Here is a 12,544-nt window from a genome sequence, read left to right on the forward strand (position 1 = left end):
ACAGACTGCCCGGTTCCGTACAACCAAAGGGCGCGGGTAAAGGTCATCTCCCCGCCAACCCCGGCGAACCACTACGGGAGACCCTGCAGTGCACATACCTCTCCGGCGCGTACTCGCCTGCGCCGCCACGGCCACGCTGGCCGCGGGCGGCCTCGCCTTCGGTACGGCCCAGGCGGCCACGGCCGCCCCCGCGAAGCCGCTCGTGGACGACTTCAACGGCGACGGGTACCGCGACGTCGTCGTCAACCTGCCCTTCCGCTCCACCTCGACGCTCAACAAGAGCGGCGCGGCGCTCGTCCTGTACGGCTCCGCGAGCGGCCTCAGCAGCAGCCACCGCAAGCTGATCACCCAGGCCACTGCCGGTGTCCCGGGCACCGCCGAGTCCACCGACTGGTTCGGCAGGGCCACCACCACCGGAGACTTCGACGGTGACGGCTACGCCGATCTGGCCGTGTCGGCCGACGGCGAGGACTACACCTCCGGCGGCACCACCTGGGACAACGGCGGTCAGGTCACCCTGATCTGGGGCGGCCCGAACGGCCTGACCCAGCACGGCGCGGCGAACGTCAAGCTCGGCACCCCCGCCGTCAAGGGGCTGCTGGCCGGCCACGACCTCGCGTCCGGTGACTTCAACGGCGACGGCAAGCGCGACCTGGCCGTCGCCTACGGCCGTGGCGGTGAGGCCGGAACGCTGCTGCTGGGCCCGTTCACCCGCACCGGCTCGCCCGCGTCCGACACTCCGCTCGGCGTCGCGACCGGCATCCAGACGGCGCAGTACACCGACACCATGCTGGCCACCGGCGATGTGACCGGTGACGGCGTCGGCGATCTGCTGGTGTCCTGGGACACCGGCACCCTGGAGTCGACGAACAAGATCCACATACTGCGCGGCGGCACCGGTGGCCTCAAGGACGTCGGCTACTTCAAGGACCCCGCCGGTAATCCGATCAACCACCGTGAGGGCGAGCGCCTGGCCGTCGGCGACCTCGACCGCGACGGCCGGGACGACGTGGTCGTCCCGCAGCCCTTCGCCCTCGGCTACAAGGGCGAGTTCCTCGTCGTGTACGGCGGCACGAACGGGCAGGACCCGACCCGCAAGCCGGTGCACTTCAGCCAGGACACGCCCGGCGTGCCCGACACCAACTCCGACGTGGGCTCCGACTACTTCGGCAAGCAGGTCGCGGTCGGCGACGTCAACGCGGACGGCTACGGGGACGTGATCGCCGGCAGCCCCGGCGAGAACCACAGCAACCTCGGCGACGCGGGCAAGGTGACCGTCCTGCGCGGCGGCCCCGGCGGGCTCACCGGCACGGGTGCCACCTCGTTCACCCAGAACACGCCGGGTGTGCCGGGCTCCGCGGCCTACGTCGGTTCCTTCGGGTCGGGCACCAAGGCCACCGACGTCAACGGTGACGGCCGTGCCGACGCGCTGATCGGCGTCCTCGGCATCGGCGACGCGGCGTCCAACACCCACGAGGGCGGCCTCTGGGTGCTGCCCGGCGGCGCCACGGGCACCACGGCGACCGGCTCCAAGTCGTTCTCCCCGACCGGCCTCGGCCTGACGGCGAACAGCGTCCTGTACCTGGGCTGGTCCTTCAACCGCTGACACACCGGGCACACCCGACACACCGCGGGGCCGACGGTCGAAGACCGCCGGCCCCGCGTTCCGTTCCGGGGAAGTACCCCTCCCCCTACGGTGTCAGTTCTGTCCCGGCGGGGCGTGACCGGCGGGGTTCTGGTTCTCGGTGTCCTGGGTCAGCCCACCGCCCGTGCAACTCGGCTGCTGCCCGCCTGGCTGGTGTCCACCGTTGTTGGTGCATGTGGTGTCCACCGGATGGATCGAGGCGCCGGCGATTCCCGCGCTGCCGAGGCTCAGTGCAAACACGGCCGCACCGGCGCCGAGCGCCGCCGCGACCCTCTTGGCTGCGTATCTGTTCGTCATGCCGCTCAACCTCCAGTCCTGTTCCCGGCCCTGCGGCAGAGAGTTCCGGACTGTTCCGTCTTCGCGCCCCACGCTTCTCGCCAAGATTGCGCATGTCAATATAAAGCAGGCAATTATGACAAATGGGCACCCCTCAAGGGCGGCCGGAAACGGCTCCGGGCCGGCGGCTCACAGCCACCGGCCCGAAGAGTGGCCGAGGCAGGACGACCCTGCCCCCGAGCACTTGCCCGCTTACAGCACCGGCAGGTTCTTCCGCAGCTCGAACGCGGTGACCTCGGAGCGGTACTCCTCCCACTCCTGGCGCTTGTTGCGCAGGAAGAAGTCGAAGACGTGCTCGCCGAGTGTCTCGGCGACGAGTTCGCTGCGTTCCATCAGGGTGAGGGCCTCGCCGAGGTTCTGCGGGAGGGGCTCGATGCCCATGGCGCGGCGCTCGGCGTCGGAGAGGGCCCAGACGTCGTCGTCGGCGCCCGGCGGGAGCTCGTAGCCCTCCTCGATGCCCTTGAGGCCGGCGGCGAGGAGGAGCGCGTACGCCAGGTACGGGTTCGCGCCCGAGTCCAGGGAGCGGACCTCGACGCGCGCGGAGCCCGTCTTGCCGGGCTTGTACATCGGGACGCGGACGAGCGCGGAGCGGTTGTTGTGGCCCCAGCAGATGTACGAGGGGGCCTCGCCGCCGGCGCCGGCCGTGCGCTCCGAGCCGCCCCAGATGCGCTTGTAGGAGTTGACCCACTGGTTGGTGACGGCGGAGATCTCCGCGGCGTGCTTGAGCAGGCCCGCGATGAAGGAGCGGCCGACCTTGGAGAGCTGGTACTCCGAGCCGGACTCGTAGAACGCGTTGCGGTCGCCCTCGAAGAGGGAGAGGTGGGTGTGCATGCCGGAGCCGGGGTACTCCGAGAACGGCTTCGGCATGAAAGTGGCCTGCACGCCCTGTTCCAGCGCGACCTGCTTCATGATCAGGCGGAAGGTCATGATGTTGTCGGCCGTCGAGAGGGCGTCGGCGTAGCGCAGGTCGATCTCCTGCTGGCCCGGGGCGCCCTCGTGGTGGCTGAACTCGACCGAGATGCCCATCGACTCCAGCATGGTGATGGCCTGGCGCCGGAAGTCCTGCCCGACGTTCTGCGGGGTGTGGTCGAAGTAGCCGGAGTTGTCGGCGGGCGTCGGCCGCGAGCCGTCCAGCGGGCGGTTCTTCAGCAGGAAGAACTCGATCTCCGGGTGGGTGTAGAAGGTGAAGCCCAGGTCGGAGGTCTTCGCGAGGGCGCGCTTGAGGACATAGCGCGGGTCCGCGAAGGACGGGGAGCCGTCCGGCATCAGGATGTCGCAGAACATCCGGGCCGTGCCGGGGGCCTCCGCGCGCCACGGCAGCACCTGGAAGGTCGACGGGTCCGGCTTGGCGATCATGTCGGACTCGTACACCCGGGCGAAGCCCTCGATGGCCGAGCCGTCGAAGCCGATGCCCTCGTCGAAGGCCTGTTCCAGCTCCGCCGGGGCCACGGCGACCGACTTGAGGAAGCCGAGCACGTCCGTGAACCACAGGCGTACGAACCGGATGTCGCGCTCCTCCAGTGTCCGGAGCACGAACTCCTGCTGCTTGTCCATCTTCCGCTTCCACCCATCCTTGCTGGTCAGGCCGCCTGCTCCCACGCCTCGGGGACGGTCGGGGCACCCGAGCATCCCACCACAACACCATTTCATGCGTGTTGCCGACCATGATCGGCCGGCCGACCTCGGTCTGAACGCCTCGCGTACGGCAGGTGTACTGCTCTGGGGCCCATACTGCCTGCTCACCCGCGTTCGGGTAATCCCCGGCCCCCACTGTCTCTGCATACGACCGCCTCGGGGCCACCGGCGCGGGGTGGCGGCCTTCGCGGCGCGGCGGCGGGGCACATCCGTTTATCGGGACGAAAGCCGCCGCTTCGGCCATTCCCGTGCCCTCGCTACGTGCCGTCCCTCCTGTCCCACTACGATCAGCGAACCCGATTCGTCCGTCGCCCCTTCCCCCATAAGGACTCGCCATGGGTTCCGCCAAGAACAGCACGTCCGCCGAGCGCAAGGCGCGCATAGAGGAGATGCGCCGCGCCGAGGCCTCACGTGAGCGCCGCAACCGGATCCTCACCATCGGCGCCAGCGTGGTGGTGGTCGTGGGGCTGGTCGTCGGCGGTGTCGTGCTCGTGCAGTCGCAGTCCGACAAGGACAGCGCTTCGAGCGACTCGAAGGCGTCGGGCCACTTCGTCACCGGCAAGGACGGCGTGAAGACCTGGAAGGGCACGCTGGGCCGTACGCATGTCACCAAGACCGTGAACTACCCGATGGAGCCCCCGGTCGGCGGCAACCACAACCCGGTCTGGATGAACTGCAACGGCGACGTCTACACCAAGGCGATCAAGAACATGAACGCCGTGCACTCCCTGGAGCACGGCGCGGTCTGGGTGACGTACAACAGCAAGGCCTCGGACGCCGACGTGAAGGCCCTCGCGGCGAAGGTCAAGAAGACCCCGTACACGCTGATGAGCCCGGTCGCCGACCAGAAGGACCCGATCATGATGAGTGCCTGGGCGCACCAGCGCACGGTCACGAGCGCGAGCGACCCGAACGTCGACAAGTTCTTCGAGGCGTACGTCCAGGGCAAGCAGACCCCGGAGCCGGGGGCCGCCTGCACCAACGGTCTCGCGCAGTGAGCCGGATGCGTCAGATGAAGCAGGTCGGCTGGATCGCGGGAACCTCGGCGGCGGTGCTCGTCGCGGCCGGTGCCATCACCTACGCGGTCGCGGAGGACGGCGGCTCGGACACGGACGCGCCGTCCGCGAACTCCGCGGACGCGGGCTTCGCCCGGGACATGGCGGTCCATCACCAGCAGGCCGTCGAGATGTCGTACATCGTGCGCGACCGCACCAAGAACGAGGAGGTGCGGCGGCTCGCGTACGACATCGCACAGACGCAGTCCAACCAGCGCGGCATGCTGCTCGGCTGGCTCGATCTGTGGGATCTGCCGAAGGTGTCGTCGGCCGCGCCGATGACGTGGATGGGCATGGGCGACATGGCCTCCGGCAAGGACGGCGCGCTGATGCCCGGCATGGCGACCAACACCCAGCTGAAGAAGCTGAACACGCTGAGCGGCAAGCAGGCCGAGATCCTCTACCTGCAGCTGATGACCTCCCACCACCAGGGCGGCATCCACATGGCCAAGGGCTGCGTGGAGAAGTGCACGGTCGACGTGGAGAAGAAGCTCGCGCAGGGCATGGTCGACGCGCAGCAGTCGGAGATCGAGCTGATGGCGGACATGCTGAAGGCGCGCGGCGCGACGGCGGACCAGTAGGGCCTGTCCGGCGAGGGGTGATGGGGTCCGTGGCAGTGCCCGGGCCCCATCACCCCTCCGCCGACGGTTCGTCAGTTCCGCCGGCGTCCGCGCGGTGGTCGCGGTGTCGAGGTCGAGGAAGACCCGCAGGGCGATCACCTCCCGCTGCCGCCGCGGCAGCCCGCGCAGCAGGGCCGGCAGCGTGGGGTCGAGGCCGGCGGGGTCCGGCCCCGGGGTCTCGGCGTCGCGGCCGTCGAGGGCGACCTCGTGGCGGCGCCGACGCCACCACGAGACGCGGGTGTTGAGCGCCGTGCGCACCACCCAGGCCCGCGGGGCGGGGTGGCCGCGCACTCTGGGCCATGACGCCCAGGCCCGGGCGAACGCCTCGGCGACCAGGCCCTCGGCCGGCTGCCGGTCGCCCACCGCGGCGAGGACCGCCCGCAGGCAGACGTCCCGGCCGCACCGGTAGAACTCCTCGAACTCCAGCTGCTTCACACCCTCTATACGCCGCGGGGTCGCGATGCGCTTACAGAAGACGGGGTTCCCTTGACGGCAGGTTTTTCCCGGACATAGGGATAACCCTCGATCTGGAGCAAGACCCTCTCCATATCACCCCAAAAACCCCTTTTTCGCGGCCACTTGAGGTTTCCTTGACCTTTTCCATCCCCTGGCATGAACGGTTCATCGCCAGAGTGACCCCGAGCGTGATCCATCCCCTGTGTCCTCTTTCGGCACAGCGGTTCACCGATCACGAACGACCACACATGCGAAGAACCGCATCGCAGGGGGTTCTATGAGATCCAGTCGCACCGCAATACGCGCCGGAGTGAGCATGGCAGCGACACTGCCACTGCTCGCCGGTGCGCTGGCGGTCGGAATACCCGCGGCTCAGGCCGCGGACAGCCCCAGCCGTGACACGCTCGCGGGCACCAGGCCCGCGTGGGCCACGGCGAAGGCGGACAAGGGGGCCACCTCCAACGGCTCCCAGGTCTCCGCCCGGGTCTACCTCGCCGGCCGGAATGCCGCCGGTCTGGCCGCGTACGCCAAGGCCGTGTCCGACCCGTCTTCGGCCTCGTACGGCAAGTACCTCAGCGCCAAGAAGTCGCAGCAGCGTTTCGGCGCCACCAAGGCGCAGGTCGCCGCGGTGAAGTCGTGGCTGAAGTCGGCGGGTCTGACGGTCACCGGCACCACGCAGCACTACGTCTCCGTGACCGGTGACGTGGCCGCCGCCGAGAAGGCGTTCGGCACCCAGCTGCACAACTACGCCAAGAGTGGCAAGACCTACCGTGCGCCGTCGAAGACGGCCTCGGCCCCCGCGGCCCTGAACGGCGCCGTCCTGACCGTCACCGGCCTGGACAACGCCCCGCACAAGGCGAGCCACAAGGACCAGCTGCCGCCGCCGGACGCCGTGTTCCGCAACTCCGGGCCGTTCTCGTCGTACTACGGCTCGAACACCGCGAGCACGCTGCCGAGCGCGTACGGCCAGAAGATCCCGTACGCGGTCAAGGGTTACACCGGCAAGCAGCTGCGTGCCGCCTACGGTGCCGGCAAGCGCACCGGCAAGGGTGTGCGGGTCGCCATCACCGACGCGTACGCCTCGCCGACCATCGCCTTCGACGCGGCCACCTACGCCAAGAAGCACGGTGACGCGGCCTACAGCAGCAGCCAGCTGCGGCAGGTCCTGCCGAAGAAGTACACGAAGACCGAGGAGTGCGGGGCCGCGGGCTGGTACGGCGAGGAGACCCTCGACGTCGAGGCCGTGCACGCGGTCGCGCCCGGCGCGGACATCACCTACGTCGGCGCCGCGTCCTGCTATGACGACGATCTGCTCGACTCGCTCAACAAGATCGTCGACGGGCACCTCGCCGACATCGTCTCCAACTCGTGGGGCGACATCGAGGCGAACCAGACGCCGGACCTCGCGGCCGCCTACGACCAGGTCTTCCAGTTCGGCGCGGTCGAGGGCATCGGCTTCTACTTCTCCTCCGGTGACAACGGCGACGAGGTCGCCAACACCGGTGTGAAGCAGGTCGACACCCCGGCCAACTCGGCGTGGGTGACCGCGGTCGGCGGTACCTCGCTGGCCGTCGGCAAGGGCGACAAGTACCTGTGGGAGACCGGCTGGGGAACCGAGAAGGCCTCGCTGTCCGCGGACGGCAAGAGCTGGACCGACTTCCCGGGCGCCTACACCTCGGGTGCGGGCGGTGGCACCAGCAAGACCGTGCCGGCGCCGTACTACCAGAAGGGCGTCGTGCCGGACGCGCTCGCCAAGCTGAACAACGCGGCCGGTAACCGGGTCGTCCCGGACATCGCGGCGATCGCGGACCCGAACACCGGTTTCAAGGTCGGCCAGACGCAGACCCTCCCCGACGGGACCCAGGCGTACGACGAGTACCGGATCGGCGGCACCTCGCTGGCCTCCCCGGTGATCGCGGCCGTCCAGGCCCTGGCGCAGGAGGCCCGCGGCGGCAAGCCGATCGGCTTCGCCAACCCGTCGATCTACTCGAAGTACGGGTCGAAGCTGTACCACGACGTGACGGACACCCCCACGGGTACCGAACTCGCCGTGGCACGCGTGGACTTCGCCAACGGCTACGACGCGACAGGTGGCCTGCTCACCTCCGTCCGCAGCCTCGGCAAGGACGCCTCGCTGAAGGCCGTGAAGGGCTACGACGACGTCACCGGCGTGGGCTCGCCCACCACCGGATACGTCGAGTCCTACCGTCGCCACTGACGGCTTGACCGTCTGACGACAGCTCTGCGCCCGCCCCTCGGAGACGAGGGGCGGGCGTACGTGTTTCAGCTCCCCTTATACCGGGCGGGGGTAAGGTGCGGGCATGACGACGAGCGGCAGGGGGCGGTACGGGCAGCGGTTGCTGCTGTTCGCCGCGCTGCTCTTCGGGATCCTCACCATGCACACGCTGGGGCATCCGTCGGGGCACGGGCAGGACACCGGCGCAGGGCACATGTCGTACGCCTCGCACGCCATGGACGCGACACCCGGCCCGCAGGACATGACCGAGGCCGTCGTGCGCCTCGACGCGCTGACCACCGAAATGCCGCCGATGAGCGGCATGGACCCGCTCTCCGTCTGCCTCGCCGTCCTGCTCGGCGGCTTCACCCTCTTCCTCCTGCTGCTCGCGACAGCCCTGGGTCGCCCGGGCCCGGCCGCCGTCCACCCCGCCGTGCTGTCGCGGGTGCTGCGCGCCCTGTGGCCCGCCCCACCCCCGCCGAGAACCCTGCTGTCCCGTCTGTCGGTGCTGCGCATCTAGGCCGGCGCACCGGCCGCTCAGGGCTGCCCGTACGGAGGGGGAACCTCCGCGTCGCGAGGTGGGAACCTCAAGATGTCGCGCGGTGCACCACGAGCGGCGGAAGCGCCCATCCGCACGCAACACCACCACGACGAGGTGTCACTCAGTCATGCGCACTCACACGCGTCGCACCCTTCTCGGTGCGTCGATCGCCGCCGCCGGCACGGGAATCCTGGCCGCCTGCTCCGGCTCCGGCCACGCGGGCCACGACGGAAACAGCGGGAACGGCAGCGGCTCCCCCGCCGCCCCGAAGGGGTACGTCGACCCGGCGGGCAGCGAGGTCGCCGCCGCCGAGAAGAAGCGCGGCTCCGGCCCCCTCCGCGAGGTCCGGCTCACCGCCGCCCCGGCCTCCCTCGACCTGGGCGGCCCTACGGTCAGGTCCTGGGCGTACGGCGGCGAGCTGCCCGGCAAGGAGGTCCGCGTCACCGCCGGCGACACCCTCGCCCTCACGCTCGCCAACCATCTCCCCGAGGCCACCTCCCTGCACTGGCACGGCATCGCGCTGCGCAACGACATGGACGGGGTACCCGGTCTCACCCAGCGCGCGGTCAAGCCGGGGGCGGACCTGACGTACCGCTTCGCCGTTCCGCACGCGGGGACGTACTGGTTCCATCCGCACTCGGGCACCCAACAGGACCGCGGCCTGTACGCGCCGCTGATCGTCGAGGACCCCAAGGAGCCTCTTTCGTACGACAAGGAGTGGGTCGTCGTCCTCGACGACTGGGTCGACGGGGTGGACGGATCCACGCCGGACGCCGTGCTGGCGGAGCTGCGCGGCGGGATGGGCGACGGCGCCGGCATGGACCACTCCGGGCACGACATGTCCGGCATGGCGATGCGGATGGACGCGTCGCCGAAGCCGTCCGGTTCCTCCGGGCCCTCGCGCATGATGACGGGCGCCGACAGCGAGTTGCTGGGCAACGACGCCGGGGATGTCGCGTATCCGTACTACCTGGTCAACGGGCGTACGGCGGCGGCGCCTTCGGTCTTCCGGGCCCGACCCGGCGACCGCGTCCGGATCCGGATCATCAACGCGGGCGGCGACACCGCCTTCCGGGTCGCCCTCGGCGGGCACGAGATGACGGTGACGCACACGGACGGCTTCCCCGTGCGCCACGCGAAGACCGACGCCCTGCTGCTGGGCATGGGCGAGCGCTACGACGTCCTGGTCACCGCCGGCGACGGCGTCTTCCCGCTGACCGCGCTCGCCGAGGGCAAGAAGGCGTCGACGCATGCGCTGCTGCGCACCGGCGGCGGCTCGGCGCCCTCCGCCGCCGGGCGCCCGAGGGAACTGGACGGACGGCTGCTGACCGCCGACAAGCTGAAGGCGGACGATTCGGTGGCGCTGAAGGAGAAGGAGCCTGACCGCACGGTGCGGCTCCAGCTCACCGGCGGGATGGCGAAGTACGACTGGGCCTTCGACAAGAAGCCCTACCGTGCGGATCAGCGGCATCCCGTGCGAGCCGGGGAACGCGTGCGGCTCGTCTTCGCCAACTCGACCTCGATGTGGCATCCCGTCCATCTGCACGGGCACACCTTCGCCCTGGCGAACGTGGTGGGCGGGCCGCGCAAGGACACCGCCGTCGTGCTGCCGAACGGGACGCTGACCGTCGACTTCGACGCCGACAATCCGGGGCTGTGGATGGTCCACTGCCACAACGTGTACCACTCGGAGGCCGGGATGATGACGGTGCTCGGGTACCGCAGCCGCTGATTTCGGGGGTGGGGCGCGTCGACGTGGGGCGCCCCACGCCCATTGTGTCGCACTGACGATTACACTGGGCCGCGTGCCTCAACTACGCCTCGCCCTGAATCAGATCGACTCGACCGTCGGCGATCTCGCCCAGAACGCCGAGGCGATCGTCCGCTGGACCCGGCACTCCGCCGAGCAGGGAGCGCACCTGGTGGCGTTCCCCGAGATGGTGCTGACCGGGTACCCCGTCGAGGACCTGGCCCTGCGGTCGTCCTTCGTCGAGGCCTCCCGCACGGCCCTGCGCGACCTGGCCGCGCGGCTCGCCGACGAGGGATTCGGAGAGCTGCCGGTGATCGTCGGCTACCTCGACCGGTCCGAGACCGCGCAGCCGAAGTACGGGCAGCCGGCCGGCTCCCCGCGGAACGCCGCCGCCGTGCTGCACGGGGGGCGGGTGGCGCTGACCTTCGCCAAGCACCACCTGCCGAACTACGGCGTGTTCGACGAGTTCCGGTACTTCGTGCCCGGCGACACCATGCCGGTCGTGCGCGTGCACGGGGTGGACGTGGCCCTCGCCATCTGCGAGGACCTCTGGCAGGACGGCGGCCGCGTACCGGCCGCCCGGTCCGCCGGGGCCGGGCTGCTGATCTCCATCAACGCCTCGCCCTACGAGCGCAACAAGGACGACACCCGGCTGGAGCTGGTCCGCAAGCGGGCCCAGGAGGCCGGGTGCACCACCGCCTACCTCGCCATGATCGGCGGGCAGGACGAGCTGGTCTTCGACGGGGACTCCATCGTCGTCGACCGCGACGGTGAAGTCGTCGCGCGGGCACCGCAGTTCGCCGAGGGCTGCGTGGTCCTGGACCTGGATCTTCCGGCTGCCGCCGCGTCGCCGGTGGAGGGTGTCGTCGACGACGGGCTGCGCATCGAGCGCCTGGTCCTGTCCGAGGAACCGCTGCCCGCGTACGAGGCCGAGCTCGCGGGCGGGTACGCGGAGCGGCTCGACGACGACGAGGAGATGTACTCGGCGCTGGTGGTCGGGCTGCGGGCGTATGCGGCGAAGAATGGTTTCAGGTCCGTTCTCATCGGGCTGTCGGGCGGGATCGACTCCGCGCTCGTCGCCGCGATCGCGTGCGATGCGCTGGGCGCGCAGAACGTGTACGGCGTCTCGATGCCGTCGAAGTACTCGTCGGACCACTCCAAGGGCGACGCGGCGGAGTTGGCGCGGCGGACGGGGCTGAACTTCCGGACCGTGGCGATCGAGCCGATGTTCGACGCGTATATGTCGTCGCTCGGGCTGACGGGGCTGGCGGAGGAGAACCTGCAGTCCCGTCTGCGGGGCACCATGCTGATGGCGATCTCCAACCAGGAGGGGCACATCGTGCTGGCTCCGGGGAACAAGTCCGAGCTGGCGGTGGGGTATTCGACGCTGTACGGCGACTCGGTGGGGGCGTACGGGCCCATCAAGGACGTGTACAAGACGTCGATCTTCCGGCTCGCGGAGTGGCGGAACCGGGCGGCGGCGGAGCGGGGGCAGACGCCGCCGATTCCGGAGAACTCGATCACGAAGCCGCCCAGTGCGGAGCTGCGTCCCGACCAGGTCGATACGGACTCTCTTCCGGACTACCCCGTCCTGGACGCCATCCTTGAGCGGTACGTCGACCGGGACGAGGGGGCCGACACCATCGTTGCGGCCGGGTTCGATCGGGAGCTCGTCGTGAAGACGCTCCGGATGGTCGACACGGCCGAGTACAAGCGACGCCAGTACCCGCCGGGCACCAAGATCTCCGCAAAGGGCTTCGGCAAGGACCGCCGACTGCCGATCACGAACCGGTGGCGGGAGGCAGGCGGCGCCTGACGCCTCGGGCGCCGTTCGCGGTGCGGTGTGTTGTGTTGTGGGTCGGGTCCGTGCCGTCTGCTGGCGTGGGCGCCGTTCGCGTGGGGGCCGGTGGGTGGGTCGGGTCCGTGCCGTCTGCTGGCGTGGGCGCCTGTCGCAGGGGGTGCGGTGGGTGGGTCGGGTCCGTGCCGGTACGTCTTGCCCGTCGCCGCGTGGGCGTACTGCCCGGGGGCCGAGCATGGCGAAACTTGGCTGGGAGCCTGCTACGCGACGGGCAGAGACGTACCGGCACGGACCCTTCCGTGCGTACGCGACTGCGGGTGCGTGGGGGCGCGCGGACGCCGCTTCACTGCGGGTGCGTGGGGCGGCGGATGGCCGGCGAAGCCGCGTCGCTGCGGGCAATCGTGCGGTTCAGGGCGGCTGCCCACCCGCGCTGCGGGGGTGCGTGTGCCGCCGGGTGGCCGGCGAAGCCTCG

9 protein-coding genes and 1 pseudogene are annotated in these 12,544 nt (G+C 70.2%); 7 read left to right on the top strand and 3 right to left on the bottom strand.

Features of this window, described 5'->3' with window-relative positions:
* Positions 1 to 88 precede the first annotated feature (88 nt).
* Entirely contained in the window at positions 89 to 1,606 is a 1,518-nt protein-coding gene (locus tag ABZS97_RS22175) for an FG-GAP-like repeat-containing protein (protein WP_356140020.1), read from the top strand.
* A 93-nt stretch (positions 1,607 to 1,699) separates the two neighbouring features.
* On the opposite strand, the gene ABZS97_RS22180 is transcribed toward ABZS97_RS22175, so the two are convergent.
* Together ABZS97_RS22180 and glnA are read right to left on the bottom strand one after the other, a co-directional pair.
* On the bottom strand, positions 1,700 to 1,942 hold the full coding sequence (locus tag ABZS97_RS22180) for a hypothetical protein (protein ID WP_356140021.1): 243 nt from the start codon (positions 1,940 to 1,942) through the stop codon (positions 1,700 to 1,702).
* A 231-nt stretch (positions 1,943 to 2,173) separates the two neighbouring features.
* Entirely contained in the window at positions 2,174 to 3,535 is a 1,362-nt protein-coding gene (gene glnA, locus ABZS97_RS22185; RefSeq protein WP_356140022.1) for a type I glutamate--ammonia ligase, read from the bottom strand.
* 416 nt (positions 3,536 to 3,951) lie between these two features.
* Between glnA and ABZS97_RS22190 the strand changes: the two genes are divergently transcribed.
* Both ABZS97_RS22190 and ABZS97_RS22195 read left to right on the top strand, forming a co-directional pair.
* Positions 3,952 to 4,614: a DUF3105 domain-containing protein gene (locus tag ABZS97_RS22190; RefSeq protein WP_356140023.1), complete on the top strand. Its 663-nt coding sequence runs from the start codon at positions 3,952 to 3,954 to the stop codon at positions 4,612 to 4,614.
* A gap of 5 nt (positions 4,615 to 4,619) precedes the next feature.
* Positions 4,620 to 5,252 (top strand): DUF305 domain-containing protein, encoded by a 633-nt coding sequence (locus ABZS97_RS22195; protein ID WP_356140024.1) that lies wholly within the window; start codon positions 4,620 to 4,622, stop codon positions 5,250 to 5,252.
* 261 nt (positions 5,253 to 5,513) lie between these two features.
* On the opposite strand, the pseudogene ABZS97_RS22200 reads toward ABZS97_RS22195, so the two are convergent.
* A pseudogene (locus tag ABZS97_RS22200) lies at positions 5,514 to 5,726 on the bottom strand (sigma factor); the annotation flags it as partial.
* A gap of 337 nt (positions 5,727 to 6,063) precedes the next feature.
* Between ABZS97_RS22200 and ABZS97_RS22205 the strand changes: the two are divergent.
* The 4 genes from ABZS97_RS22205 (at position 6,064) to ABZS97_RS22220 (ending at position 12,090) form a co-directional block, all read left to right on the top strand.
* Positions 6,064 to 7,965, top strand: a complete 1,902-nt coding sequence (locus ABZS97_RS22205) for a S53 family peptidase (protein WP_356140025.1) — start codon at positions 6,064 to 6,066, stop codon at positions 7,963 to 7,965.
* Positions 7,966 to 8,068: 103 nt separating this feature from the next.
* The gene (locus ABZS97_RS22210) at positions 8,069 to 8,503 is read left to right on the top strand and encodes a DUF6153 family protein (protein WP_356140026.1); all 435 of its coding nucleotides are present in this window, start codon (positions 8,069 to 8,071) and stop codon (positions 8,501 to 8,503) included.
* A gap of 148 nt (positions 8,504 to 8,651) precedes the next feature.
* Positions 8,652 to 10,256, top strand: coding sequence for a multicopper oxidase family protein (locus ABZS97_RS22215; RefSeq protein ID WP_356140027.1), 1,605 nt, complete (start codon positions 8,652 to 8,654; stop codon positions 10,254 to 10,256).
* A gap of 73 nt (positions 10,257 to 10,329) precedes the next feature.
* On the top strand, positions 10,330 to 12,090 hold the full coding sequence (locus ABZS97_RS22220; RefSeq protein ID WP_356140028.1) for an NAD+ synthase: 1,761 nt from the start codon (positions 10,330 to 10,332) through the stop codon (positions 12,088 to 12,090).
* Positions 12,091 to 12,544: the final 454 nt, after the last annotated feature.

It is taken from the genome of Streptomyces sp. NPDC005485, assembly GCF_040606085.1.
Taxonomy (GTDB): domain Bacteria; phylum Actinomycetota; class Actinomycetes; order Streptomycetales; family Streptomycetaceae; genus Streptomyces.

What these genes read in the sequence shown, in the direction of transcription:
- ABZS97_RS22180 (WP_356140021.1), bottom strand. Translation starts at nt 1,942, where the DNA reads ATGACGAACAGATACGCAGCCAAGAGGGTCGCGGCGGCGCTCGGCGCC.
- glnA (WP_356140022.1), bottom strand. Translation starts at nt 3,535, where the DNA reads ATGGACAAGCAGCAGGAGTTCGTGCTCCGGACACTGGAGGAGCGCGAC.
- ABZS97_RS22190 (WP_356140023.1), top strand. Translation starts at nt 3,952, where the DNA reads ATGGGTTCCGCCAAGAACAGCACGTCCGCCGAGCGCAAGGCGCGCATA.
- ABZS97_RS22195 (WP_356140024.1), top strand. Translation starts at nt 4,620, where the DNA reads ATGCGTCAGATGAAGCAGGTCGGCTGGATCGCGGGAACCTCGGCGGCG.
- ABZS97_RS22205 (WP_356140025.1), top strand. Translation starts at nt 6,064, where the DNA reads ATGGCAGCGACACTGCCACTGCTCGCCGGTGCGCTGGCGGTCGGAATA.
- ABZS97_RS22210 (WP_356140026.1), top strand. Translation starts at nt 8,069, where the DNA reads ATGACGACGAGCGGCAGGGGGCGGTACGGGCAGCGGTTGCTGCTGTTC.
- ABZS97_RS22215 (WP_356140027.1), top strand. Translation starts at nt 8,652, where the DNA reads ATGCGCACTCACACGCGTCGCACCCTTCTCGGTGCGTCGATCGCCGCC.